The organism is Nitrososphaerota archaeon, assembly GCA_016872055.1.
GTDB lineage: Archaea > Thermoproteota > Nitrososphaeria > Nitrososphaerales > Nitrosopumilaceae > Nitrosotenuis.
Map to the genome: position 1 here is coordinate 178,888 of VHBH01000001.1, position 25,826 is coordinate 204,713.

General features: G+C 41.4%; 30 protein-coding genes. 15 read left to right on the plus strand and 15 right to left on the minus strand.

Annotated features, from left to right (window positions below):
- The first annotated feature begins 278 nt into the window (after nt 1–278).
- Nucleotides 279–995, plus strand: a complete 717-nt coding sequence (locus FJ354_01000; protein MBM3905249.1) for a proteasome assembly chaperone family protein — start codon at nt 279–281, stop codon at nt 993–995.
- Nucleotides 996–1,604, plus strand: coding sequence for a lysine transporter LysE (locus FJ354_01005; protein MBM3905250.1), 609 nt, complete (start codon nt 996–998; stop codon nt 1,602–1,604).
- Here the strand turns inward: FJ354_01005 and FJ354_01010 are convergent.
- The 3 genes from FJ354_01010 to FJ354_01020 all read right to left on the minus strand — a co-directional run bounded on the left by FJ354_01010 (nt 1,601) and on the right by FJ354_01020 (nt 2,457).
- The gene (locus FJ354_01010) at nt 1,601–1,837 is read right to left on the minus strand and encodes a hypothetical protein (protein ID MBM3905251.1); all 237 of its coding nucleotides are present in this window, start codon (nt 1,835–1,837) and stop codon (nt 1,601–1,603) included. The genes FJ354_01005 and FJ354_01010 overlap by 4 nt on opposite strands.
- Nucleotides 1,821–2,123, minus strand: coding sequence for a DNA-binding protein (locus FJ354_01015; protein ID MBM3905252.1), 303 nt, complete (start codon nt 2,121–2,123; stop codon nt 1,821–1,823). Before FJ354_01015 ends, FJ354_01010 begins: the two co-directional genes overlap by 17 nt.
- Before the next feature lie 82 nt (nt 2,124–2,205).
- Complete coding sequence (locus FJ354_01020) at nt 2,206–2,457, minus strand: hypothetical protein (protein MBM3905253.1); 252 nt, start codon at nt 2,455–2,457, stop codon at nt 2,206–2,208.
- 75 nt (nt 2,458–2,532) lie between these two features.
- Between FJ354_01020 and dinB the strand changes: the two genes are divergently transcribed.
- A complete protein-coding gene (gene dinB / locus FJ354_01025) occupies nt 2,533–3,621 on the plus strand; it encodes a DNA polymerase IV (protein ID MBM3905254.1) in 1,089 nt (362 codons plus the stop codon).
- On the opposite strand, the gene artG is transcribed toward dinB, so the two are convergent.
- The 4 genes from artG to FJ354_01045 form a co-directional block, all read right to left on the minus strand.
- Nucleotides 3,618–4,535 (minus strand): thaumarchaeosortase, encoded by a 918-nt coding sequence (gene artG / locus FJ354_01030; GenBank protein MBM3905255.1) that lies wholly within the window; start codon nt 4,533–4,535, stop codon nt 3,618–3,620. The two genes, dinB and artG, sit on opposite strands and share 4 nt — an antisense overlap.
- Before the next feature lie 34 nt (nt 4,536–4,569).
- Entirely contained in the window at nt 4,570–5,115 is a 546-nt protein-coding gene (locus FJ354_01035) for a hypothetical protein (GenBank protein ID MBM3905256.1), read from the minus strand.
- Nucleotides 5,116–5,122: 7 nt separating this feature from the next.
- Entirely contained in the window at nt 5,123–6,517 is a 1,395-nt protein-coding gene (locus FJ354_01040; protein MBM3905257.1) for a cell division protein FtsZ, read from the minus strand.
- 147 nt (nt 6,518–6,664) lie between these two features.
- Complete coding sequence (locus FJ354_01045) at nt 6,665–7,825, minus strand: hypothetical protein (protein ID MBM3905258.1); 1,161 nt, start codon at nt 7,823–7,825, stop codon at nt 6,665–6,667.
- Between the two features lie 82 nt (nt 7,826–7,907).
- Between FJ354_01045 and FJ354_01050 the strand changes: the two genes are divergently transcribed.
- On the plus strand, nt 7,908–8,840 hold the full coding sequence (locus tag FJ354_01050; GenBank protein ID MBM3905259.1) for a cobalamin-binding protein: 933 nt from the start codon (nt 7,908–7,910) through the stop codon (nt 8,838–8,840).
- 87 nt (nt 8,841–8,927) lie between these two features.
- Here FJ354_01050 and FJ354_01055 read toward each other — a convergent pair whose 3' ends face one another.
- Nucleotides 8,928–9,404 carry a hypothetical protein gene (locus FJ354_01055; GenBank protein ID MBM3905260.1) on the minus strand — a complete coding sequence of 159 codons (477 nt, stop codon included), beginning with the start codon at nt 9,402–9,404 and terminating at the stop codon, nt 8,928–8,930.
- A 209-nt stretch (nt 9,405–9,613) separates the two neighbouring features.
- Between FJ354_01055 and FJ354_01060 the strand changes: the two genes are divergently transcribed.
- The gene (locus tag FJ354_01060) at nt 9,614–9,886 is read left to right on the plus strand and encodes a hypothetical protein (GenBank protein ID MBM3905261.1); all 273 of its coding nucleotides are present in this window, start codon (nt 9,614–9,616) and stop codon (nt 9,884–9,886) included.
- Here the strand turns inward: FJ354_01060 and FJ354_01065 are convergent.
- Both FJ354_01065 and FJ354_01070 read right to left on the minus strand, forming a co-directional pair.
- Nucleotides 9,877–10,245, minus strand: coding sequence for a C2H2-type zinc finger protein (locus tag FJ354_01065; GenBank protein MBM3905262.1), 369 nt, complete (start codon nt 10,243–10,245; stop codon nt 9,877–9,879). The genes FJ354_01060 and FJ354_01065 overlap by 10 nt on opposite strands.
- A 269-nt stretch (nt 10,246–10,514) precedes the next feature.
- The gene (locus tag FJ354_01070; GenBank protein ID MBM3905263.1) at nt 10,515–11,771 is read right to left on the minus strand and encodes an MFS transporter; all 1,257 of its coding nucleotides are present in this window, start codon (nt 11,769–11,771) and stop codon (nt 10,515–10,517) included.
- A gap of 388 nt (nt 11,772–12,159) precedes the next feature.
- Here FJ354_01070 and FJ354_01075 point away from each other — a divergent pair, with 388 nt between their 5' ends.
- From FJ354_01075 to FJ354_01095, 5 genes are all read left to right on the plus strand, one after another.
- A complete protein-coding gene (locus FJ354_01075; GenBank protein ID MBM3905264.1) occupies nt 12,160–12,540 on the plus strand; it encodes a hypothetical protein in 381 nt (126 codons plus the stop codon).
- 23 nt (nt 12,541–12,563) lie between these two features.
- A complete protein-coding gene (locus FJ354_01080) occupies nt 12,564–13,436 on the plus strand; it encodes an NAD(P)-dependent oxidoreductase (GenBank protein ID MBM3905265.1) in 873 nt (290 codons plus the stop codon).
- A gap of 165 nt (nt 13,437–13,601) precedes the next feature.
- On the plus strand, nt 13,602–13,808 hold the full coding sequence (locus tag FJ354_01085) for a hypothetical protein (GenBank protein ID MBM3905266.1): 207 nt from the start codon (nt 13,602–13,604) through the stop codon (nt 13,806–13,808).
- On the plus strand, nt 13,809–14,288 hold the full coding sequence (locus tag FJ354_01090; protein MBM3905267.1) for a tetratricopeptide repeat protein: 480 nt from the start codon (nt 13,809–13,811) through the stop codon (nt 14,286–14,288).
- Nucleotides 14,289–14,321: 33 nt separating this feature from the next.
- A complete protein-coding gene (locus tag FJ354_01095; GenBank protein MBM3905268.1) occupies nt 14,322–15,539 on the plus strand; it encodes an NAD(P)/FAD-dependent oxidoreductase in 1,218 nt (405 codons plus the stop codon).
- A 296-nt stretch (nt 15,540–15,835) separates the two neighbouring features.
- Here FJ354_01095 and FJ354_01100 read toward each other — a convergent pair whose 3' ends face one another.
- On the minus strand, nt 15,836–18,295 hold the full coding sequence (locus tag FJ354_01100; GenBank protein MBM3905269.1) for an ABC transporter substrate-binding protein: 2,460 nt from the start codon (nt 18,293–18,295) through the stop codon (nt 15,836–15,838).
- A 112-nt stretch (nt 18,296–18,407) separates the two neighbouring features.
- On the opposite strand from FJ354_01100, the gene FJ354_01105 reads away from it, so the two are divergent.
- Nucleotides 18,408–19,046 (plus strand): hypothetical protein, encoded by a 639-nt coding sequence (locus FJ354_01105; protein ID MBM3905270.1) that lies wholly within the window; start codon nt 18,408–18,410, stop codon nt 19,044–19,046.
- Here FJ354_01105 and FJ354_01110 read toward each other — a convergent pair.
- The 3 genes from FJ354_01110 to FJ354_01120 all read right to left on the minus strand — a co-directional run bounded on the left by FJ354_01110 (nt 19,024) and on the right by FJ354_01120 (nt 21,401).
- Nucleotides 19,024–20,766: a DUF2070 family protein gene (locus tag FJ354_01110; GenBank protein ID MBM3905271.1), complete on the minus strand. Its 1,743-nt coding sequence runs from the start codon at nt 20,764–20,766 to the stop codon at nt 19,024–19,026. The two genes, FJ354_01105 and FJ354_01110, sit on opposite strands and share 23 nt — an antisense overlap.
- Nucleotides 20,767–20,775: 9 nt before the next feature.
- Nucleotides 20,776–20,946, minus strand: coding sequence for a preprotein translocase subunit Sec61beta (locus FJ354_01115; protein MBM3905272.1), 171 nt, complete (start codon nt 20,944–20,946; stop codon nt 20,776–20,778).
- Nucleotides 20,947–21,074: 128 nt separating this feature from the next.
- Nucleotides 21,075–21,401 (minus strand): hypothetical protein, encoded by a 327-nt coding sequence (locus FJ354_01120; protein MBM3905273.1) that lies wholly within the window; start codon nt 21,399–21,401, stop codon nt 21,075–21,077.
- Between the two features lie 91 nt (nt 21,402–21,492).
- Between FJ354_01120 and yciH the strand changes: the two genes are divergently transcribed.
- Nucleotides 21,493–21,801: a stress response translation initiation inhibitor YciH gene (gene yciH, locus FJ354_01125; protein ID MBM3905274.1), complete on the plus strand. Its 309-nt coding sequence runs from the start codon at nt 21,493–21,495 to the stop codon at nt 21,799–21,801.
- On the plus strand, nt 21,802–22,785 hold the full coding sequence (locus FJ354_01130; protein ID MBM3905275.1) for a CPBP family intramembrane metalloprotease: 984 nt from the start codon (nt 21,802–21,804) through the stop codon (nt 22,783–22,785). It abuts the gene before it with no gap.
- A gap of 7 nt (nt 22,786–22,792) precedes the next feature.
- On the opposite strand, the gene FJ354_01135 is transcribed toward FJ354_01130, so the two are convergent.
- On the minus strand, nt 22,793–24,151 hold the full coding sequence (locus tag FJ354_01135) for a hypothetical protein (protein MBM3905276.1): 1,359 nt from the start codon (nt 24,149–24,151) through the stop codon (nt 22,793–22,795).
- A gap of 126 nt (nt 24,152–24,277) precedes the next feature.
- Here FJ354_01135 and FJ354_01140 point away from each other — a divergent pair, with 126 nt between their 5' ends.
- Together FJ354_01140 and cofC are read left to right on the plus strand one after the other, a co-directional pair.
- Nucleotides 24,278–25,195: a 2-phospho-L-lactate transferase gene (locus FJ354_01140; protein MBM3905277.1), complete on the plus strand. Its 918-nt coding sequence runs from the start codon at nt 24,278–24,280 to the stop codon at nt 25,193–25,195.
- Nucleotide 25,196: 1 nt separating this feature from the next.
- A complete protein-coding gene (cofC, locus tag FJ354_01145; protein MBM3905278.1) occupies nt 25,197–25,823 on the plus strand; it encodes a 2-phospho-L-lactate guanylyltransferase in 627 nt (208 codons plus the stop codon).
- Nucleotides 25,824–25,826: the final 3 nt, after the last annotated feature.

Below are 25,826 nucleotides of genomic sequence, written 5' to 3' on the forward strand. Positions count from 1 at the left end.
TTCTCGAGAGTGAAACCCATGATATACACCTAAATGCTTCTAATTGCGATAAGCCTGGAGTAAAAACCATACTCTACCTCAAATCGCTCTGCCTGCTCTGGTGGATATACTGAGAGCCATTATTGTGATTTTTTCTTCACTAGTATCATTTCCTTGCAAGTTTTCAAACTATCCTACCCGAAAAACATGCCAGGTTCAGAAGATTGCCATACCTTTTACACTTCGTTTTCGGTCAAAATATGGACAAAGTATATCAATGATTTTTCGCAAAAAACATCATGGCCCCAAAGTTATTGGTCAAGGAGACCAAGCCAATTAGCATAGAGGGAGGATATCTCATCGATGGATTTCCATCAGTAGGATTTACCAGCGCAATTGCAAGCGAGTCACTGATGCACGGAAATGATTATGAGTTGGTCGGATTTGTCGACTCTTACGATTTTCCAACTGTATCAATACTAAAGGACGGAGTTCCTAGCTATGCAACCAGAATCTACGTCAGCCCGTCACTAAAGGTTGGAGTGTTTTCATCATATCTGACAGTTAGCGAGCCGTATCACAGAACAATTGCAAAAATGATGCTGCTTTGGGCAAAAAAGCACAAGTGTTCTTTAGTGGTCAGCTCATCGCCTATGAACCTAGCAGATAATGACAAAAAACAGACAATTGCGGCCGGAAGCACCCAAGAGGCGCGAGAGAAAATAAAGCAGGCCGGAATGATGGTACTGCAAAATGGCACGATTCCCGGAATTCCAGGGGAGCTGCTAAACCAGGGAATGCTGTACGGCCAAAACGTCATTGTTGTTTTGGTGAACGTGGATGAGGCAGGTCCAGACTTTGGATCTAGTGCTGACTTGTGCATAGCAATGTCCAAGATTCTGCCTGGAGTGTCATGTGATCTATCCATGATGAGAAAGCAGGCCGAAGTAGCAGAAAAACAGATCAAGGAAACAGAGAAGGAAACGAGGGCGCTGCGCGGCTCTATGTACGGCTAGATGCAAGAATTTTTTGCGTTTGTTGCTACAGTCATTGTGGTTTCTGCCTCTGGTGTGATGGCGCCAGGACCGCTTTTTGCCTCTACAATCTCAAGCGGCCTGAGACAGAGGGTTGCAGGATTTAAGATTGCTATAGGTCATACCATAATAGAGCTGCCACTCGTGTTGCTAATTGGCCTTGGGGTCTTGACGGTTGAGAGTTTTCCGCAATTTCGAATCATAATAACAATACTTGGCGCGGCAAGCATCTTTGGGTTTGCCGGATTGCAGATAAGATCAGTACTCAGGGGAACAGTCACAAGAGACTCCAAGTATGGGCCGTTGCTTACCGGGGTTTTGCTTACGGGTCTCAACCCTTTCTTTTTGGTTTGGTGGTTTACTATTGGAGTCAAGCTGATTTTGGATGCCATGGTGATATGGTCGTTTTGGGGAATCCTGATGATGTTTGCACTGCACGTCTGGATGGACTATGCATGGTTGACGTTTGTCTCGGCATCATCAGCAAAGAGTGCAAAATTCCTTTCTGGAAAATCTTACAAAATATTCATACTTGGGATCAATGCTTTTCTGGTTTACTTTGGAGTAACTTTTCTACTGGATGTTCTCTAGCCACACTGTAAGGTTTCTAGGTTGGATGGGCATTCTGCGTTTAGGGTCTGGATTTTTTCTGCCAAAGACACGCACATGGAATAATCCATGGTGGATTCGTACTGGATTGTCTCATCAATTATTGCGAATTGTCTTGCTTGGCACGAGTTGAAATTCTGAAACATGATAAGTGATGCAATAATTATGATTCCACCGACTATGGATAATTTGTAATAATTACTCTTTTGAAACATCAATTTCTATTGTGGATACGTTACGAGTCTTGCCATCTTGGGATTGTAGTGAATCAGAAGAAATCCTGACGTCTTTGATGTAATATCCCACAGTGTTCATGCGCTTTACTATCATCTGGGACACATCCACTGCCTGCGTAATTCGCTGCCCGCGAGCTTTGATTGTTACCACTGGTTGAGTGGAAAGCTGAGTGAGCGTCGCTGTAACATATGTCATGATAGGCTTTAGGCCGACAAAAATCACGTCACGTGTCTTTTTTGCATTTTCATCCGCTTCTGTTCGCATCTTTTGTGAATCTTCCAAAATTTCTTGTGCTTCGGTTGGCTTGTCAGACTCGCTCATGATTTGCTATGTTGCCCTTTTGCTTTTATTTAATGCTTAAGTTATTTTTGGCCAAATAATCATTGATTATTTTTTCTATTTCTTCTGGGTTTTTGCACTGTTTTACTATTGAGACGATGTCTTCTTCCTCTATTTCGTAACAGTTGAGAAATTCTTGCTCGTCTTTGTATACCAGCATGACTTTGTTGTTGTGATAGCAATAATACATTTTCTCTGGTTCCATTTCTTGGGCGATGATTTTGATTCCTTTTTCGTCAGGAACCAGTGGATATCCCATAAGAATATCCGTAAAATCTGTTATTTAGACTCAGCTTGGCGATATTGTAATAAGGATTTTTTACGTAATGGTATCATGCGTGTGATATTTCACATTGACTTTGATTATTTTTTTGCCCAGTGTGAAGAGATTAGAAACCAGACACTCAAGACCAAGCCGGTCTGTGTTTGTATTTTCTCAGACAGGGGTGGGGATAGCGGTGCAATTGCCACTGCCAACTATATTGCAAGAAAATATGGTGTAAAGTCCGGTATTCCAATCAAGTTTGCAAAGGCAAGGCTAAGGGAGATTCCAGAATCTGTATTTTTGCCAGCGGACTTTCCGTATTATTCCGATATTTCGCAGAAGGCAATGGAGATAATGAAGTCATATGCTGATGTATTCGAGTATGTCGGGCGCGACGAGGCATACTTGGATGTCACAAAAAAATCAGAGGGCAGCTTTACCATTGCCACGCACTTAGCCCAACAGTTAAAAAACCAAATCCGTGCCGAACTAAAAATGACTTGCACTGTTGGGATTTCTGCTAACAAGCTAGTATCAAAGATTGCATCGGGTTTTAGAAAGCCTGACGGACTTACAGTTGTCGAGCCGGAAAAGACAGGATCGTTTTTGGCACATCTGAATGTAGGTGATATCCCTGGAATAGGCAAGGTTACTGGAGAAAAATTCGCAGAATTAGACATCAAGACAATATCGGATCTGGTAAGGCTTGATGTGTTTACCCTAAACAATATGTTTGGCAAAAAAATTGCTTCATACATCTACAATGCCGCCCGCGGAATTGATGATGATATCGTGTCAGAGCGGGCGCCAGCAGTCCAATATTCCAGAATCATAACGCTAAAGCAGGATTCAAAGGACTTATCCTTTCTTTTAGGTGCACTGGATGAGATTTGCGCAGATCTGCACGAAACAATACTAAAACACAAAAAAACATTCAAGTCCGTTGGAATCCAGTTTGTCCAGTCTGATTTATCCAATAAGACAAAATCAAAAATGCTCAAAAACCCAACATCAAGTCTGGATGAGCTCAAAAAGACTGCTGTTATTTTACTCCAAGAAGCCCTAGCTGATCAGGACCAAAGTGTGCGAAGGCTCGGAATTAGAATATCGGAATTGTCCGATGTTACTGGTCAAAGATCGATTGAGAATTTCTTCTAAGCTGCCATTTTTTTGATGCGCTTGGTCTCTATTGCAGTTACTGCAAACAAATACGCAAAGAGCCATGGGAGAAACATAATCTCTCCTGCGATTCCGTGAAATTCCTCAAATTCGACTGGGTTTGTAGAAACCTTGAGGGCAAATAGTGATAACGAAAATATTCTAATCATGTTGACAAAGATTGTTCCTGCAATTCCTATTGCAAAGTACATCGCCTTTCGCTTTGGTGCAATATTCATCTTTAGTAAAAATGCCATCATAACCAAGGAAAAGATAATAACCGAATGTACACCCGCAGACGGCCAAAATACCTGCAGTGCCATGGAGCCATGCTCGCCTTTGAGAAACATCAGATTGTTACGCGCAATTGCAGTTCCTAGATCAAAGAACTTGATTATCTCCACGTTTGCCTTGACCAAATATGGCACGATGTATTGTAACGGTCCGAGTGTATCGTACGGGAAAAACGCATCCAGTGAAAGAATAATTGCGCTACCACATAGAAAAATCGGGCCTGCCGGCGCAATTCTAATCCATCTTTTTCCAAACAATATGGTCACAGCGGCAATTACAAACGCTGCCATTATCACAAAGTCCCAAAGCCATGTCCAGGAATGAATCAGACTTACGTTATAGTATTGGGCACTATCCTGTACATATTGCCTGAGGCCATGATCAAGGGCTATCAAATACGCAAAGACTGCAGCTGCAAATGGAATTGTTGCTATGACTCGTTTTTGGGAAACTATGGTCTTGATTCCGAGTAGCTCTGCCACAATGAATGCCATTGCAAAGAGCCAGCCACCCCTACCTTGGTTCCAGCTTAGTGAAAACGAGTCAGGTTGGTAAGCCAGAGCAAAGAGAACTGGGCTGATTATGATAATAATAGCAAATGTCAGAGATTTGTTTTGCAATGATTAGAGGAATCTTGATTTGAATAAAAACCAATTATTTCTTCTTTATAGTAAGTGTCTTTTGGATCTCGCTCATCGAGCTGATGAATTTCTGCTTTGCCTCGTATTCGTTTGAGACCTTGACTATGACCTCAGTTGATGACAACAATACATCCTTGATAACTAATGGTGCAGACAATCCAAGTAATTCCGATAGAAAATCGAATAGATTATGGAATTTGGTTTGGTTCTTGTACTGATACATGACTCGCCCGTCCTTGAACATGGGTTTTGGATCAAGTGGAATTACCAGCTCTGGGGACGTCATGTCGTTGATAAATTTTGCAGTGTCGGTTTTGATGGATGTAGATAGTTCTTCTTTTTTTGTCTCCAAGTTTGATTTGGTCTTTTCTAGATTTGCCTGCTGGTCGTCATATTCTGTTCCAATCATTTTTGCAAACGCAGATTCTGTTGGCTTCTTGAGTGGGATTTCATGGAGATTCATGTTTATTATTTTGAGTTCGTCTTCTATTTGCACAAGGTATTTCCTATTTGCTTTGATCTGACCGGCAAGTTCCTCAAGATAGATAAAATCAGACATTATACCCTCACTGGCTAAACTGGTGAACTACGTCCATCAGAGATTGTTTGAAATCTTCAGTGGTCAGGCCCCATCTTCCGTATTCATCCTTGTATGCATCCCAGGCTTCTTCTGCCTCGCGGGCAATCTCTAGCACCTTTGGCCCTATTGCCTTTGTATTGACAAGAATTGTGATGTTTGCCTGTTCTTTATCCATGATTGGAATTTTGATAAATATCATTCTGGAATCCTCAATGTTGAATCTCTCCTTGATGAGTCTCTTGAGCAATTCGCGCTCTTTGATGTCAAATTCGCCTTTTACTTTAACTAGTGCACAGCAAGAGTCCTTTGCTCCGCCATAATTGCGAATGTCAGTCTCATCAATATCGAATAGAATCGCATCCTGCTTTTTGTTTAGATTCTCAATGATACTATCCATTGTGTTGTGCTTGTTACCAGTAATGGTGTTGAGGTTCCACTGGTCTTCATCAGGCAATACAGGTATGACCCATGGAATTGCAAATTTGGGTCTCTTTGTTGCAAGCCAGGTTCTATAATTTGACATGTCCCATTCTGTTTCTCTGGCAAATGAAGAAATGAACATGGAGATTGCGTTTGCAGCAATCAGATTCATACCCTTGTAGTCTTTCCATCCTACTTCGTGTTCCTTCGGCAGATCATCTATTATAGATGGAATCTTGTCCACTCGTTTTTCATACTTATGGGCAACTTCGCGCAGTCGTTTGTTTGAAAATAGTATTGAACAGTCAGAATACTTGATTTGGTATTCCAGATTCATTACTATATTGATTGCAGCTGCTTCCAATATGACTGGGTCCCAGCCAAATTCTGGCAACAGCCCTAGTGTTGCAATTGTTGCGTGTTCCTTGGTGTTGCTTCTAATAAATTCGATAAACGAGCAAGCAAAAGAGCTTCCAGTACCGCCACCCATTGCAAACGGAACAGTATAGCCTCGGACTTGTTCTGGCGATAATGCTGATAATTGTTTTCCAAAGTCCCATTTTTGGGTGACTTCGTTTTTGAATCTAGAGCGTCCTTCTGCCCAGTTTCTTGCGGCACCTCCAGCACCATGTATCACATGCTTGTCACGCAACGCAAAAAGGTCAGGATATGACTGTAAAATGAGATTTGCAGCCCTTGGGTCCAAGTCTACTAGTAATGCTCTTGGAATTAGCGGTGTTTCTCCACCAGTATATGCGCCTGGGAATCGAAGGATTGTGCTTCCATATCTTTTTAGGATTCTGGACTCGTCCTTTGTGTCCTTGAGAACAGGCTTTAGTGGATCGGCGCCAACATCAAGCAGTAATCTACGGTAGGATTCTGCTCCAAGACCAATTCCACAGTGACCAAAGCAGGTCATCAGAACTGGCGCTGGTGGTAGTGGGGCGCTTGCTTGTACCATGTTATTTGTTTGCCCCTTGGAGTTTAACTTGGTGTACTAAACAAAATGAAGTGATTGCTTGATCGTTGTAGACATGTTTCATGAATGGAATTACCATAAATGAATTTAATCATTAAGTATGAATTATCCGTAGTTATAATAGTAAAATCAGAAAAAATCCGTAATTGTTTTTTGTTTTAGCATCTTTAGTATAGTTCCCTTGGCAAGCCATTCATTTTTGCTTATGCTCATATTTTTGCATGCAAGATCAATCCCCTGATCCAGGGTATCCACCAAAGTCGGTATTTTGTTCATTGCAGTTCGGATTGCCTCTCTGACCTGCCACACCCCAACCGGAACTGCATATTCCGGTTGTATTTCTCGCAAAACCAAGACACCGGCTTGTATTTTTTTCTTTGAGAGGTATTCCGCTATTCCAAGCTTTGCAGCAAAATATGCACCTGCAATACTAGGATAATGATCCAGCCCGTTTGCGTCTTCTGCGTCTGAACCGAATCCAATTTCTCCCTTGTCGGTATGCCAAGCTTCTTGCATTTCGTAAATCCATCTATGCGGAAACAACAATACAGAAAACAGATTTCCCAAGTGTTCGTGCGTAAATACAAGATACGAATCAATCTCGGAATAATCTAAAATTTCATCGACTAGATTTTTTGATATCATGTCATCGGTTGCAGTAATGCTCCAACGTGTTGGTACTAGCTTGCGGTATTTGCCAAACATTCCAATGGAGAAGCATTTTTGGATCTTTGAAACCTCTATTCCGGAATTATACAAGACTAAAACTGCATCTTGGGCCTTTAGGTCTCTGTCATAGTAGGCTTTTTCAACTGGCTTGGATGTTGACATACCTGAAAATTTTGCCGATTTTATCTCACCTATTGGGCCAAATGGTGCAGACTCGCCGTCAATAAATGTAGTAGGTGTAGTATTTTTGTAAAATGTGATTTCAGAGTCCGGTGTGTTTGACGACATTGCAAGCTCTTGTAGATTCTCAATGTAGCGACCTTGAGGATTACTCACAGAAACATTTTGAGTTCCACGAACCAGATTTAGTCTAAAGTTCACAATTTCCTCCAAGGTTTTTCCAAGCCATCGCTCTGGCGAATCAAGCAGGCTTGTGTCTCCATGAATTGGAGGAACCATCGGGCCTACACCCACTTTTGGATAGTCAAAAGACCCTACAAAGACAGAGGGTGGACTGGAACCAGAAACTGAACTGGATGAAAACAGATTCCCATATTTAGAGAGATATTCATTCCAGTTTTTTTCTATTGACTTGCGAATGTTTGCTGCGGTTGGCTCCACGAGGCGTTTTAGGATGCGTATTATTTAGCATGATTCGTTGATGTAGTGCTACCCAAAAACGACATATTGTAGATTTGATTCAATCATATCAATGAGGATTGTCTCTTTTCTTCCAAGCGCAACTGAGCTTGTCTTTGAGCTTGGAGCTGGAGATGAACTGGTCGGGGTCACACACGAGTGTAATTATCCAGAGGAGGCAAGACAAAAGCCTCGCGTTATCAGATCCGTCTTTGATCCAGAGATAATGACTAGTCGCCAAATCGACGCAAAGGTAACCGAGCTTGCAAAGACGGACGCGCCAATTTTTCTAGTGCATGAAGACAATATCAAAAATGCCAAACCCGACCTCATAATAGGTCAGGGAACATGTGCCGTGTGTTCTGCATACACAAAAGAGGTGAATCGAGCGCTAGAGATTTTAGAAAAAAGGCCAGAGGTAGAAGTAATTGATCCACACAGTATTGATGATATCCTATCCAGTGTGGATACAATTGCAAAAAAGATTGGCCGGGAAAGTCATGGAAAGGCACTAATCGAGTCACTCCAAAAAAGAATCAATCGAATCAAAGATCAAAGCTATACCACAAGGCCCAAGGTGTTATGCATAGAGTGGGTAGAGCCGTTTTTCACGTCAGGTCATTGGGTCCCGCAAATGGTGCAAATTGCAGGCGGCACAAATCTGATAAGCAGTGCTGGCGAGCACTCTAGAAAAATGACATTAGATGAAGTAATATCAGCAGACCCAGACATCATAATCATGATGCCCTGCGGATTCGACACAAAAAGGACCATATCGGAATGCACTACAAGTCTGCAAAAAAACCCAGGATGGCGAAATCTCAGGGCGGTAAAGTCAGGCAAGATCTATGCAGTTGACGCAAACTCGTATTTTTCCAAGCCAAGCATCAGAACCATAACAGGAATAGAAATACTCTCAAAGATAATCCACATGGAGAAGTTTGCAGGGCTAGTTACGCCAGACGGTGCATTTGCTAGGATCAAGTCATGGGAATAATCATCATCAGAGTCTAGGATGTTCTTTGAGGGCTACCTCCTTTGTGCATATCTCGTGTCTTTCCCTTCATGTATGATTCACACGATTCTAATTTTTAATACTACAATTGTTTCGTAAAGACTTCGTTGTTTGATAGTAGGCAAGACCCAATATTCCAAGCGAAAGAATCCTCAGAGGTACCTCATAGGTGGTCAGAAATGCAGTTGCAGTCCCACCAATTGTGCCAAATGTCGATATTATTGAAACCCCCACAGGACCACAACTACATGCTCCGGCAGATGCGCCAATAATGGAACCTATGACTCCACCACTTGCGCGCTTTACTTTTTGTACCAATTTTATCAAATAGACATTCATTGGTATGACAAGTGAGGACATACTTGAAACCCCGATTACTAGTGCAAAGCTGAGTATTCGATCATCCGGAATGTAAAAAATAAAGTACGGCTCAAAGAATACAAACTCCGACAGGGTAGACAACACCATGAACATTACAATAAAGACCATACCTGAAAGGCCAATATACCCATAATTTGAAAAGACCAATCGTAGTGAATTTGCCATTTTTGGAATATTCTTAAAATAAGTTAAAAGGGTTCTTCCAATTATTTTTTCCTGAAGAGTCTTGCAATCATTTTTGGTATAGAGTCAAGTGGGCAGGACTCGCAAGCGACCTTGTCTGTTTTTTCTTCCATGATACAATATCAGCACTATACCATATAAGAAATTCCTAGAAAAGACAATCCTAAATATCAAAAATTCCCCATAAAACCATGCTTGACAAGATCATAACAGGATTGTTTGTCGGAGTTCTTGGGACATTGTGGTTTTTTACAAGAAGATGTGAGCTTCCACAGCCATACAGACTAGTCATATACGACAAGCTTGGAAGGCAAGCAAATTTGGATCTTAGAACGATATTCCACACACACACTGCAGCAGTAAGTTTTGCCAAGCATTATCGAGTATTGTTTCCCCAGTACGATTTTGTCCTAGAATCTGGCATTCCCCACCTTAGGCGCAAATTTCTGGTTCATCAGAAATAATGTATTTTCATGTGGTTTTGCAATAACACTTCGTATGGGGTAACGTAACCGCAATGACTGCATGAGAACATAGAGTTTGCAGGCTTTTCTTTTTTTATTGTCCCCTCATGGATTGATTTTATCATGATTATCTCGTCTTTTGGCAATACTCCATAGTTTGAGGTCTCGCCTATTGAGGCAAAAAACTCCCTTATTGCCTTGACCACGGATTCTGAGTATAGTTTCTTGTCATCCATGGTGCTGACCACGAATTCGTGAAGCTTCATGGTCGGAATTGCTCCTAGCCAATCAGATACGAATACTGCCATTTCGTGCATGAGGTGCTCTGCCTCACGGCAGTCAATTGTTATCAATGCCACGGATGCAATTGCGGCGTATTTTTAGATGTGGTTTTGTGATTTCCTAGACTCAGGGATTAATCACAAGTCCTGTCAAGAGCTAAATACAAAATCAAACACCACGTGGGATTGATGGCAAGAAGCCTGATTGCGTGTTCTGTGTTGCTGATCTTTTTTATGATCATTGGTACAGTATTCCCATCTTTGCAGACAAATCAAAACATCTGATTAAATCAAGAAAAATCCCACAATTATGGATACATTTGATGAGAAAGGTAAGATTTCGTGAACTAGTGAATAGATTTTTCCGACAATCTGTGGCTCAAATAGAACCTAAAGAGGATTACTGATCCAAGCAAGATAACCGATGACACAATGAAGGTCATTGTATAATCAAAGGCCGTAGCCACAAATCCCGCAGTCAGAGCACCTCCAAAGACACCCATTCCTACCATGGAGCTGTTTACACCCAGATACGTACCCTCAAAACCTTTTGGGATTGCATTGAAGAGTAAAACCGAGTTTGCAGTGGTAAATATGGAAAACCCAATCACCATCAGGCACATCGAAAATATTGCAAATGATAACAAGACATGGCCAGAAAACATTGTGATAAAAAATGCCGCAACCAAAACACCTGCGATCCTTGGCAAATAAGCAAGCATTGTGGCTTTTTCCTCGCCAAGCCTTGAGATAATTTTGGGCGCTACAAAAAAGATTGCAGCCATCATGGATGTCTGTATAAGATATAAAGTAAATACAGTCGAGTCCGAAAGTTTTAGTGTTTTAAGAAATGGAGTCAGCGCCGTAAAGTAGATGTTGCTTCCAAAATAAAACAAAAAGTTTGCCAAAAATAGAAATCCGATCTCATGTGAAACTTTGCCCTTTAGGATAGACAGAATATGCTTGTAGTCATGTATGCTTGGGGTTTTTGGAAAAACAAAGTGGTGATGTAACCTAAAGTGGCCAAAAGCATGCTGTACGCCATGTACCGAGTAAGCAATATTGTGTAGCTCTATGTGAAAATGTGTCTTGCTGATTTGCGTACAAATACCAAGTGCTACTGCGCTTGCAATCGCACATATTACAAAGTATTGCCGGCTATCAAAATACAGGCTCCACACAGCGCCAATTAGCATTGCGCCAAGGCTACCAAACGTGGAAAGAATAGACGTTCTAGCAAACAACCTGCTCCACTGATTGTTCATGCTAGTTTCCATCACGAGCATCTGAGTTACTGGACTGCGTGCAGTCAAAAAGAACCCAGAAAGTGGAGCCACAATGTAGAGCGGTCCAAGATCATTTGTAAAATACAGCCACATGCAGCACAAAATTATGACAGAAAAAGACACAAGTAGGACTGCCTTTTTTGCATGATACCTGTCAAGAATTTTGCCCCAGAGAATCGAGCCAAGTGCAGCGGCCCCATAATGAATTGCAATCATAATAGAGACTTCACGAATCCCCCCGCCCAATTGTATAACAAAGAGTGGAATTGCCGTATGTAGTCCTTCGGCTGCTATGTTAATGGGAGGGATAAACCAAATCCATTTTTTGCTTATCGTGGGCAATCCAAAGTCTGGCCAAGAGTCAAACTAATCTATGATGCATTAAAAATTCTTATATAGAATTGTGGATTAGTTTACACCCATTTCTATGGATTCACAAAGATCAATGGTGTGATTTTGTGGGGTGTTTATGTGCTGTTTCCAGAGGATGTGCTCTCTTCTACCTCAACTTCTTCTAGTTCCGTTACCACCAGTGTCGTTGTGATAGCACATCATTGTTTGATTCTATGATGCACGAAGGTATTGCAATTATACCAAATAACAAAGCAGTGTCAGTCCTGCATTGATTAATCTGAATTGACTTTTCATTCAACCCTTTTTATAATTATAGAATAAGTGATGAATCTATGGAATCAGTATCATGAAGATGGACTCAGAGACATTTGGCATAGAAGATGGATACGGCCAAGAAGCAATTGACTGGCTAAACGAGGAGGCAAAAAAAGATAAACTCAAATTCGAGGCAAGGTTATACGGCGAAGAAATAGAGACACAGAACTTCGGCACCTTTGAGATGTTTTCATGGATTGGTGATGTTCAGGTTGCCAGAAAACTGGTAATCAAGGCAAGTAAAAGATTCAAAATCAAGGTAATCGAGGGCGGCTACAAAACCAAAGACAAAATCTTCAAAATGTCAAAGCAGGACTATGGCTTAGTAAGAAAGGGAGATAAAGTAATCGGACGCCTAGCATTTACTGCGCCAATGTTGGGCGGTAAATGGAAGGTATCCGAGGAAGAGCTTCGCTAAAGCACAAATAATCTAGTGCTTCAATTTTTCTTGTGCGAGTAGGAATTGTCGGCACTGGTCTTTTGGGGAATGCAGTCGGCCTAAATCTTTTGAAGCGAGGACATACAGTTACTGCATACAACAGAACAAGATCCAAGACAAAAGAATTGGAAGAAAACGGTGCAAAAATTGTGGACTCGCCAAAAAAAGTCTCAGAGAATTCCGATGTTGTGTTTAGCATTGTAAAAAACGCAGATGCCGTAAGAAAGGTTGCATTTGGGGACGAATGCATTGCGTGCGGAAAGCATGACGGCCTGATTGTGTGTGATATGAGCACAATAAACCCAATAGCGTCAAAAGAGATCGCGCGGGAATTTGCAGGTAGGGGAATTCCGTTTTGTGACACGCCAGTGATGGGGGGCCCAAACGTTGCAATCACAGGTGACCTAGTAATAATGGTGGGTGGAGAAAAAGCGACATTTGAGAAATGCGAAAAACTTTTCAGTGATATTGCAAATAAGGTCTTTTACCTGGGTCAAAACGGCACGGCTCATTCTGTCAAGCTTGCAATGAATCTACAGATAGCAATGCTTGCGCTGGCAATATCGGAGGGAATTACGCTTGCGCGAGCATCAAAAATGAAACCTGAGACCTTTCTGGAGATTCTCAACTCGACTTATTTTAAGACGGGAATGAGTGAGAACAAGGCCTACAAGATGCTAAAGCATGATTATTCCCCGACATTTACGCTGTCAAATCTAAAAAAAGACCTCGACACAATCAACGAGGCGGCAAAATCATTTGGAGTAAATCTTCCCATGGCAACAAAGGCAAACCAGATTTATCAAGAAGCCGAAGAGGAATTTGGTAGTCTAGACTATACTGCAATACTGGAATACCTATCTAAATCAAAATGAAGGATCGAGTTTTTTCTTTGCAAGATATGCGCGATATGATATGCCGGTAACTAAAAAGAAAACGCCAGTAATGGTACACCAGATAATGAACGGGGCTGCTTGTAGTTCTGCCATGGTATGATTTACCACACAATAAATAAATAGATTTGAAGGTTGAGCAGCTACATGCTAGAGATAATCTGCAAAGACTGTGGAAAGAAAATGTTCCATGAAAACGAGGATACGCTCAAAATAGAAGAGGCAATCCACAAAAAGTTCTGCAGAAAAAGGCAAGGCGAAGGACACAGCTACATGCACCGCGATTCCAATCACATGTCCACATTTGATGAAGAGCGTTCAGCCGATCAAAAAGGCAAGCAGCTACTAAAATAATTGGATATTTTCGATTCTGCAATCATCGAGTTTAATCTTGGCAATTTCAAAAAGGCACTCGTATTATTTGATCAAGTGCTACTGCTAGAGCCATTCCATGTGACAGCACTGATCAAAAAAGGAAATATTTTGGGCAAGTTTGCCAGATATTCCGATGCCATAAAATGCTATGACAAGGCACTAAGTGTGGAGGCGAATAATGCACTTGCCCTCATAAACAAGGGCCTTGCACTGCATTATTTGGAAAGATATGCAGAGGCAATTGAATGCTATGATATCATATTACAGCATAAGCCAAACAGCGTACTGACCCTATACAATAAGGCATCAAGCCTAATTCGAAACTACCAGATATCGGAAGGCCTCGAAGTTCTAAAAAAGGTAACCAGCATTGATTTTTCCTACAAGTACAAGGCATGCGCTGATGTGGATTTTGAACAAATACAAAAGGTGCCGGAATTCAAAAGGCTAATTTTGTAAAAATATAATATTTGCAGATTGTTGCGGTTAGTATTGGTCAGAGAGATAAACTATGATATTGTTATAGTGGGAGCAGGTCCTGCTGGATCGTCTGCCGCATTTTCTGCCGCAAAGACTGGTGCCCGCGTGGCATTGCTGGAAAAAGAAGAAACAGTAGCACAGACTGTTCGCACAAGCGGAGTTACCTGGATGGACAGCATACGAGAATTTGAGATCCCGGAATACTGTTATAATCCGGTCAAAAATTACGGATTTTGTTCACCTGGAAACGAGGTCGTCGTATCATCCAATATCCCAATGGCCGCGGTGCTAGATGTTCGAAAGACATACCGATGGCTTGCTGAAAAGGCAAAAAAGCAGGACGTCGAACTATACACAAGCACTGCAGTAACAAATGCAATTCGAAATCCACATGGAATAACATTACACACGACGTCAAACAAGGAAGAGGTTTTGTTTCATGCAAAAATCGTAATTGATGCTAGTGGATTTCAAAGCGTTGTTGCAAAGTCATTAGGATTGGTAACGCAGTGGAAGCGGTTTGGCGCCGGCGCAGAGTACGAAGTCGAAGTGGAAAATGCAGACCCCGACACTTGGTGGCTCATGGTTGGTCAGGACTATTCTCCTGCAGGCTATGCGTGGATTTTCCCAATGGGTGGTAAAATTGTGCGAATCGGAGTAGGTATTGGAAAGCCAGAATCCACAATGGACCCAACTGAGCGTCTAGAACAAATAATGCAAAAAAAACTCGGGCCAATTTCCAAGCTTGGCAAAATCACACAGATAGAATTTCATTATGGATTGATTCCAAACGACGGACTAACAAGAAAAACAGTATATGATAATTTGATTCTAGTGGGAGATACAGCAGGGCAGGCAAACCCGCTAGTGTTAGAAGGAATTCGCTATGCAATACGATTTGGTAGGGTTGCAGGAGATGTAGCAGCCAATGCAATTCTAAGCGGCGATCTGTCAGAAAAATCCCTAAAGCCATACGAGGAAAACTGGAAAAAGGCAATCCAGAAAAAAATAGAGTCGGCATCAAAGGTCCAGGCTAGATGGATTAGACTCTCTGACAAAGAATGGGACGAGGAACTAGACATCATAAAGGAGCTCAGCATGGACGAGTTTTTGGACTTTATCAAGGCGGATTTCAGTCTTACTAGTATAATCAAGATGGCAGTCAGTCACCCGAAGATGGCAGTTCGGCAATTATTCAATATTGTCAAGAGTACTGGAAAATCATCTTAAATCTGGGTTTTCAAATCTATAGCGAGTTGTCTTTCTAGTATTTCCAATTAAGCAAACCATTCTTTTCCATATTTTATCAAATAGATCATGTTCAGTTCAAATGTGATTCCAGTACCGCATCAATCTAGAATGTTGTGGGTTTGGATGTTATTTGTGACATGGTAAAGACTAAGCTACCAGAGAAGTGCACATACCTTCTTTATCTCAACCCAGCACAATTTTTTAGGTTAATTCACTGGAAATTATTTTTGCGATTTTTGATATAAGGTTGCTTTAGAATTTTTATGAATGAAATATCAGTGGCTTGTGCGCGACTTACGTGATTTTCTAATATATAGAATGACTGCTACAATTATTGCGCCAAGTATGATGGAAATTATCCCATAGTTGTTTTGAGCCTCTGGTTTTTTTGATTCTATGATGGTTTCAGTGTAGGTCTCGTCTATTTTGTCCACCGCAGAGAAGCTCGTCAGGTAAATGTCAGGCCTGAAAACAGAGTCAGATATAGCATAGATTTTGATGTCGTGGCCTCCAATCATCATTGTATTGGTAATTTCAGAATCAACCAAGATCTCTGTAGATCCATTTTGAATTTGTGTTATACCGCTTGTGATTTCTGTGCCGGACGCGTCATTTACAAAATAATATAGATCAGTCGAGTGTTCTGTATTAATTGGAATTGTAATGTCTTGCCCGCGTATTATTTTGTCTGGTACATCAATTGATGTTATTTGCGGCAGGCTTACATGCTCAAATTTACTCCAATGTCCTACAGAAAACGGATAGGACTCATCATCAAATGCATGAATAGTAATTGTCCTTGCCTCTGGAGAATAATTGTCCAAGTAGAATGGGCCATTGCTTATTACTGCGTGGTTTTTCTCCTCTATCCAAAATATGGTACTCTGGTACCTAGAGTCATAGTATTGCGCAGTATTGGCAAATTTTTCCAGCGCAGGCGGCACATAGCCAGACTCTGAAAATTCCTTTAGGTATTTCGATATTAGTTTTGCATCACGTGGAATAATCATGGAAAACCAGTTGAGGTTTTTTGCTTGGGCGTCAGTTCTCGAAAACGAGGCCTTACCATCAATTACTGCCCGCTCCATTGCCGCCATTGGCTCCCAGGGCATTGTCACCCAGACTCCTCCCCAGTCGGCAATCTCGGTTTCATCAAAGTGCCAATAGTCAACATAAACTTCGATGGTATTATCATCAATTGGTCTGACAGCAACTAGTGTCTTTGCTGCCTGGCTTGCAGTGGGTGTGTATTCAGGATCAAATGTCTTGTCGTTTTGTGTTTGTGCAGAGCCCCATTCCTGTGTGAAATAAAGAGAATACAGGACATCATTCATGTCCATTTTTTGACCATTGTGCCAGTTTGACCAGAGAAGATCATATGTTACCTTGCTTTTTGCCTTTTTACCTTCAGCGGATTGCCATTTTTGTAGTGTCGGGTCCCAAAATATTGCATCGTCTGGCACATCTAGTTTTCCTGTAGGTCCTGCTGTTTTCACATTCCATTCTTGTCTGACTGCAAAGTTTTGGCCAGAATATGGATTTTTGAACATCCCGGGATCATACAGCACGTCCCAGATGTTCTTGGAGTATGCGTCTGCCAGACCCCGCACTGGATTCCACGCACCCTGATAGATTTGCTTGACGCCAATTTTGAGTGTATTATCGTTTGTCCTAGAGTTGATTGGTGTAAATCTGGTTTGTATTCCTCCCCCAAAATCATTGATTATACCATCTACGTTTTTGTTTACAACAAACGGATCCACCTTGGCTGCTAGAAATATTCTCACAGACTCGTTTACACCAAGAATTGTTGCCTGACGAATCAGCTCGGCTCGCTCAACATATGTAGTATAATTGCTTGAATAGATTTTCTGTGTAAGATCATCAAGTTTTTCGTTTTTGTAGTTCCAGTATTGTGGATTGTTAAAGCCAGGCATGTTTGAATACCACGGAGAATACATTTGTGCTAGACCTAGAGGATCATATTTTACAAATGCAGACCGTCCGGCATAGCCTTCGGTGTATAGACTCCATTTGAGTTCAGCAGGATCAGAACCATACACCAAAACATACGCCTTGTTCAAATCTCCAAAGTCTTTTCTCACAGTAAAGCCTAACTTTTCAAGCTCGGATGATATTACTTCGCCAATGGATTTTCTTACTGGATCATCATTTCTAATAAAAAACGTCACATAGACTTTTTTCCCATTATACATCCACTTGTCGTCGATTTTTTGTGCTCCTGCTTCTATCATTATCTCCGATATCATGGAATTTGCAAGTTCTGGATTATATCTAAAGTGGAACTTTTCAAGCTCGGATACAATATTTAGAAAGTCGGGATCAAATGGTCCATAATTTGATGTCATCATGACCCCCTGACCAGACATTAGTTCATCTACGATTAGCTTTCTGTCAACTAGATAATTCAATGCAAATCGCACTTTTTGATAGTAAAATGGATTGAACTCGTCTCCTTGTGCTGGATTTACAAGTAAGCTAAACGACCCGCCGGTCGTGTAAAATATTTTCAGGTCGCTAGTGTCTGTATCCGATATAAGCTCTGCTGGAATTCGCGAATAGTAAATGTCCAGGTTTTTCTTTTTTACCTCTTCGATTGCGGTGCTCTCATCTAGATACTGGATGAATTGTATGCTATCAACAAATGTGCCTTTTTCTGCAAACGCAATTCCAAACCCAGAGACAATTAATGCTGCAAAGAATAATACTTTCACGGGTTTGCTATGGCACCATCTAATTTAAAGCTCCAATGATGTTTTGTATAATATTATATTGGTACAAATCACATGCAATCCTTTTAATTTACAAAACACAAAACAAAACAAATTGAGTACAAGATCATGGCTTGACGGAATCGACGGAATAATACCGGGCGGAATATCAGTTGAGGATTTTGCAATTGTATCGAAGACAGATAAAAATACAGCAAGGCGCATGATTCAGGAGCTTGCCGCAAACGAAATTGGGAGCTTTGACGGAAAAATAATAGAATTTGAGGAAGGTGACAAGCTGCGAGCGGTAATTGTTGCCCTAAGTAAGGGGGTTTTGGTAGACGAAATAGCAAAACACTTGGACTGGAAGGATTTTGAGGGGCTGGCAGCAAAGATACTTGAAATTCACGACTTCGCCACAATGCGGAATCTAATCCTTACAAACCCCCGCATGGAAATCGACGTTGTAGGAATCAGACTTGGTATTGCGATGTTAATTGACTGCAAGCATTGGAAAAAAATGACGCCATCAGCACTAGATGAAATCGTCCAGAAGCAAATAGAGCGCACAAAACACTATGTCACAAAGACAAAGGGCGTAATTGCGGCCCCAGTCATAGTGACACTATACCAGGACAGGGTTAGCTTTGTGGACAAGGTCCCAATTGTTCCCATTTTCCAGCTTGGGAATTTTTTGGACGAGTTTTACGGGAACTTGGAAAATGTAGAAACTATAGGAAAAGAGAACCAATAAAAATTAGGAAACTTCCAATTGCAAATCCCTTGGTCAAAAGCAGCGACTTGTCTAGTGCTTTGGAGAAATCTTCGATGACTGCAGTACCCATAACTTTGACCTCCGCTTTGTGCTCTAGGATCTCAAAAGATGTTGGCTCAAGTTTGGAATCTGCCTGCTTTGCTATTGTGTAATACCAGTTTGTCAGAGTTTCTGGCGTTGTGATTTTGCCAAACGGATAGTAACCAGTTCTCGTGCGTACCACAATAGAGGCAAAGTGTGTATCTGATGTGCACAATTCCACTAGCACCATACCATTTTTTGCAAAATAATTCACTACGTGCTCGCGCACGCCATTTTCCATATTATTAGAGTCAGACCATCCAAAAAAGAACTTCTTGCCATTAATTTTCAGGCATAGCACTCCCAATCCACCAGGACCAAGATCAGTTGATTTTACGTCCATGCCGCTAGAATTTGCATAGCCAAACTCTAGGGGATAGGATTCTTTTGTAACCAAGGATTCGAGTGTTGCTTTTGCCGCCTTGAGCATGTCTTGCGAGTCTTCTTGACCAATTTCCGCTCCCATAGCGTTGTGGCAATCCACTATGAGGATTCTCTCAAAGTCGCGATTACTTGCAAGCTGCTCTATTTCCTTTTTGATGTTGCTTGGGACATCCTCCATTCCGTGTGGCGATAGCGACAAAAATAAGATTGTGGTTTTATCAAAGAGTATACCGGTTACGCGTGCCTTGTTCACAGTAACCGTTACGGGCTCTGTACAATTAGATCCTTTTTTGAGAACCACATTGGTTGAAAATGTTCCAAGGTAATCGTTTACCGCATTCTGCGACGGTAAATTCAGTGTGTGGTCAGAGACACTGTGCATTACCATTGCAGACGAGTTTAGCGTCTTGTAGATTCTATATGTGATATTGCTTCCTCCAATTGGATGGTATGGTCCTGGATGAACCTCTGGCAAGACCATCCTAAAGTCTCCATTATTTGACTGGAACCTAATTTGTGATGTCAGAACATTTGATGGATTTGAGCGCGACTCGATTATGGATTCTACTTCTTCATAGTTTTCTCTACCCCTAGATGCCAAATATGCCTGGATTAGCTCGTGTGTGCTTTTGACTTCTGGGCGGCCCGCTCTATCTGTAAGATACGACCAGACAGACGCAATTGCCAAAAACGTGGCACCTATTGCCATTACAATTGGGTCTATTAGTGAAGATATCCAGAGCTCCTGAGGAATCAAAACGAGATACATTGCAGCTGGTTGGACAAAGCAAATTACCCATGCCTTAGTCATCGATAGTCCCAGAGTTGTTGTGAGCAATCCGATTCTAAAGCTGGTAAAAATCAGCATTCCTTGTGTTACATACAACAATGACAATTCGGGTTTTCCCAAAATGAAAAATGCCACCATTCCCATTAGCACAATTGCAAGCCACGACATGTTGCCAAAAAGCGACATATGTAGCGCCTTGGAGTATTCCCTATTTCGAATTAGCCTTGCGTCGATTTTCTGTGTTATTAATAGAACTCCCATTAGGATCGGCAGGCGAAATATGAGCTCGTCTTGTCGCTCAAGATATGTTGTCAAAATTAAATATCCAGTTATTGCTGCAATAATTCCAGAAAATATCAGTGAATGGTATTTTGATGACGGTGTAAGTAATGTCAGGGAATAACGCTTGTGTATTTTAGATACATCATCGTATGATTCGGTCATTTTCGGTCTTTATTTTATTAAGAATAGGTCAAGCATCCAAGATACTACAATTAGGCCGACTGGAATTGCAAGGACGATTCGTGGATCGAGTCTGTATCCTTTAGTTTCGTCTTCAAAGAAGCGCAATAAACCTGCAGATGATGCGGGTAATGGTGCGCTTTTCTTTTTACTACTGCTCATTTGATTGTGAAGCTAGGCACTAAAGATAAAAACTTTATCATTTGAGGCCTCATTCGTTATCAATAAGTAGTGATGATGTAACTTTTGGTCAACGTTTAATGATGCAGAATATCCAAGACTACACAATCTCACTTTTGCAACTTGGATACAGTCTCCAATAGCGCATTAATCGACTTTAGTATTTGTTGTTGTTTTTCATGGTCTTTTTCCACCTCTAGTTCCTTTGTGAGAACTTCCAGCTTTTTGTTCATAGAGTTCAGGATTGAGTTTGCTGGCTGATCTATTTTCGGCGGTTCCACAACCTTGTTCTGGTCAGGTTCTTTGCCACAGCTGACACATAGGGCATTACCGTCCTTCATTACGCGGACTCCCTTGCAATACGGACATGGCTCTGCAAGAAGTGTTGCGCCCTTTAGCAACAGATCTACTGCCTTTTTTCGAAGATTCTCCGACATGATATGATACACCAAGTCTTTCATAAAAAAACTTGCAAGAAATCCCAATAAGGCTTAATAGTCGGCTCAAGGAAATTGTTTTAGTAAAATAATGGCAGTAATTTGCAACACATGTGGACTACCTGAAGATTTGTGTGCTTGCGGCGATCTTAACAAAGAATCAACTAAAATTGTTATTAGGCTAGAAGAGAGGCGATTTAAGAAAAAGGGCACGATGATTGATGGACTTGATTCGAAGCTAAACGACCTAAACGGAACGCTATCTGAACTGAAACGCAAGTACGCCTGCGGAGGTACGACAAAGGATGACTATATTTTCCTCCAAGGAGACCACCGCGATACCATGAAAGAAACTCTAGTCAGATTAGGATTTTCCGAATCAAGTATCGAAGTCCACTAAATGCAAGACCACAAAATTCTGCAAGGTTTAGCAATTCCATATTCCGCACTAGTATCAGTCATTTTTGGGCTGATGATACTCTCATTTCCAATAGGTGCGTATTTGTTTTTCAACTCCCAGATAGGAAAAAGTATTGACTATGCATTACCAGTAACAGAGATTGATTTTCTGAGTGGGCAGGACTGGTTTGGTTGGCTTGGAATCGGAGATGTCTTCATTGCCGCCTGGGCCGTATTCCTGGTTTTATTTGTAATATCCAGCATGGGTCCAAAAAAGAATTTTCTCAAGGTATTATCCCCCATTATGGCTGGCTCGTATGAGTCCCAGGACGGGAGCTACCTAGTCCAGATTATCAAGTGGTTCTCAATTATTGTTGTACTATCAGCACTAATCGATATTATACAACAGATGGTAGGAATAACAATAACGCCACCTGTCTTTGAGAACGACCTGACGGGATTTTTAGGAATCGCAATTGCGCCAATAATTGAAGAGTTAGGATTTAGAGTAATTCTAGTCGGCATTCCGTTGTTTTTTTTATATTCACGAAGGGCATCTGCAAAATTGTTCTTCAAGTCACTGTGGAACCCATCTGTAAATCTGCCAATTACCAGCCCAAAAAAGGCAATCATACTTGTCGTAGTGGTTGGTGTGATGTTTGGCGCAGCCCATGTTTTATCAGATCAGTGGAGCAATGGCAAGTTTGCTCAAGCGGCAATGGCAGGAATCATAATCGGCTGGGTATACTATAGGTATGGCTTTGTTGTGGCTTTACTAATCCATTGGGCGATAAACTATGTAGTGTATTCTTATGCGTATTTGGTGTCCAGCGTCAACGAAATAAGAGTGATGGACTCTTTTTCACATTCTTTAATTTTGACAATAGAGATACTTTTGCTTTTGACAGGCATACTGGCAATTACACTAAGTGTACTAGAGTATAGAAAGAACAAATTGGCAAAAAATTCAGAATATCTAAGTTAGAAATTTTCTAAGATGGTTTCCAGCCTTTAGGCATAGAGCCGCGGCTTGAGCTTGGCTTTGATTCGTCCTTTGGCTTGTCATATCCTGCTGGAAGTGAGCCACGTGTAGAACCTTGGTCATAGACACTAGTGTGTTGCTTATAGGATGAATCATCAGATATGAGTTCTGCTTCTCCTCTGTTGGTCTTGTATCCGCCAGATGCCTCGCTAGTATCAACTCCTCGTAGATATTTCGGGTCAATTCCAGTCTGGATGAGTTCAGAATCTTTCTTTGCTTTTTTGTTGCTCCACCAAAAGAATCCACCTGCGCCGGCTGCTGCCATGCCGGCCATTCCATATACGATGAATATTGGGAACGAGCCAGAAGATGTCTGCGCTCCAGTCGATGGGGTCGTAGGTGATACGCCCAGTACTTCGCCACCATTTAGTTGGTCAGGTGATGCATAGCCTGCGATGAAAATGTTTCCCGAGTCGCCAGACTCGATTGTTCTTATGTGATAAGTTTTATCGGAAGTAAATGTTGCCTCAAATTCCTTTTCCTTGATTTGTCCCTCACGGAAACTGCTCTCACCCATTGTAAACGACGATACTACTACTTTGGCGCCAGAAAATCCGTACTTGCTAGTCTCTGCAACAATGCCAGTCGGGTCTGCCAAAAAATGCCAGTTGCCAATTCCTAGTCTGCCAATACCTGATGCATCAATCAGTGGAATGTTCATTACATTTCTTGCCTCGCCAGTCATCTGGGCTGCAACTTCGGGATAGTTTTTCTCGTAGAATGAAATTGGTTTGTTTATTTCAACGTCGCCGTATTCTTCTGTGGTAATTACAATAGAGTCATTAACTTGTATTCCTCTCCACAAAATGTCAAAGAGTGCCGGAGAGCCTTCAGTGTACGGCTTGATCAGGTAGCCGTCAATTTTTGGAGTCAGAATAATTCTATAGTCAACTGATGTATTCTCACCTCTTCCAAAGAGCGATGCGTGATAGTCGATAGTGATATCAGATATGCGTGCTGAACTTTGTAATTCCTGTAAATTCTCATTTAGTTTTTCAATCAGCATATTGACACCGGGGGCAGACTTGTCTACGGTAAAGTCGATTGACTTTGATTTTCCTCTCAGTGCCTCTGCTATTGCACCCCCTTCCTCGTATTCAATGTAGGCAGTTCGCTGGAACTTGAAGTGTGGGACTTCGGCAGTTTCTGGGGTTTTTGCATCCCAGTTCAACTGAGCTGCAAATACCGGAGAGACAGAACCTGTAACCAAAATAGACAAAACTAAAAACGCTAATAGTGAACCCCTATTCACGATGGTACGCTTGTCTGCGCAGTAATAAATCTTGTCTTGGATAATGAAAATCGACAAGAAATTTTACAAAACAAATTTTCTTTGAATTTTTTACAGTTTTTCTTTGAGTTTATTGTTTTGTGTTGTTTTGGTACATTATTGAAAAGGTAATATTGATCCGTGGCATCATACAAAAAGGGTTTTATGATAACAATTCTGGCTGGTGGCACAGGTTCTGTTAAGCTTGTCCGTGGTTTGATCTCGCAGACCCGCGACGTAAATGTGGTGTGCAATGTTGGAGACAATTACTGGTTGTATGGACTCTATGTATGTCCTGACATTGACACAATAATTTATGGTCTGGCAGATATTTTGGATTATGAAAAAGGATGGGGAATTAGAAAAGACACCTTTGGATTTTTGCGACAAATGGAAATCTTTGGCGAAGAGACATGGTTTAGAATCGGCGACAGGGATGCAGCGACCCACCTAATTAGAACAAACATGTTAAAGAACGGCAAGAACCTAGGAGATATCACTAAGTGGATGTGTGAGAAATTCGCAGTAGAGGCAAAGATAATGCCTGTAACCGATAACACCATTGAAACCAGAATCACTACAGAAAAAGGAGAGATGCATCTGCAGGAGTTCTGGGTAAAGTACAAGGGCAAGGACAAAGTCCAAGGAATACAGTACATCGGTGCAGATAAGGCAAGGCCAAACCCAGAGGCAGTTAATGCAATTCATGATTCAGAACTGGTAGTTATCGCGCCGGGTAACCCCCTGACTAGCATAGGCCCCATGCTTCAGATAAAGGGAATTAGAAAAGAGCTCTCAAAGAACAGACGCAAGGTAATCGCAATAAGTCCAATTATTGGCAACAAGGCATTTTCTGGTCCGGCTGCAGAATACATGGAAGCAGCCGGAATTGAAGTCTCTCCATACGGCGTTGCACAAATGTATTCAGACGTTTGCGGAAGCATTGTAATTGATTCAAAGGATAAACTGCTGACGAAACGAATTCAGAATCTAGACATGAAGGTCTTTGACACTAGCATCAAGATGACTAATAAAATAGCAGAAGATGCATTGGCATCATTTGTTCTCAAGAACTCAAGATAGATTGCAAATAGCATCAATCATCCCAGTAAAGACATTTTCAAAGGCAAAAAGCCGACTGGGATTATCGCAAGACAAAACAGAACAACTATGCAAAATAATGCTAGAAGAGGTATTGTCCGCAATTTCCCAGTCCCAGATAAACAAGACAGTCATTGTATCGCGCGACGAATCAGCCTTCGAGATAGCAAAAAAATACAACACAATCCAGATCTATGACGAATTGGAAAATGGGGTAAACGCCGCAGTGGCACTCGCAGAAAAATACCTGCTTGAGAATAATTTTGATGTATCGGTTGTCTTCCCGCAAGACATTCCTCTGATTAGAGCCCAAGACATCAATGAACTTCTAAGATACCAAAAAACACCACATCTGATTGTTGTGCCATCAAGAAAATTTGACGGCACAAACGCGCTTTTGCGTAGTCCGATTAACATAATGGAGACTCATTATGATGAGGACAGCTATAAAATTCACCTAACCACTGCCAAGTCCCGCAATATTCCAACCACGTTTGCTCTAATTAGCAGAATAATGTGGGATGTGGATGACCAGTCCGACATAGAGTTTATCATGAGTAATATTGAAAAACCAGTTCTCGCAAACAAGCTCAAAAATGTACTAGGATAAACC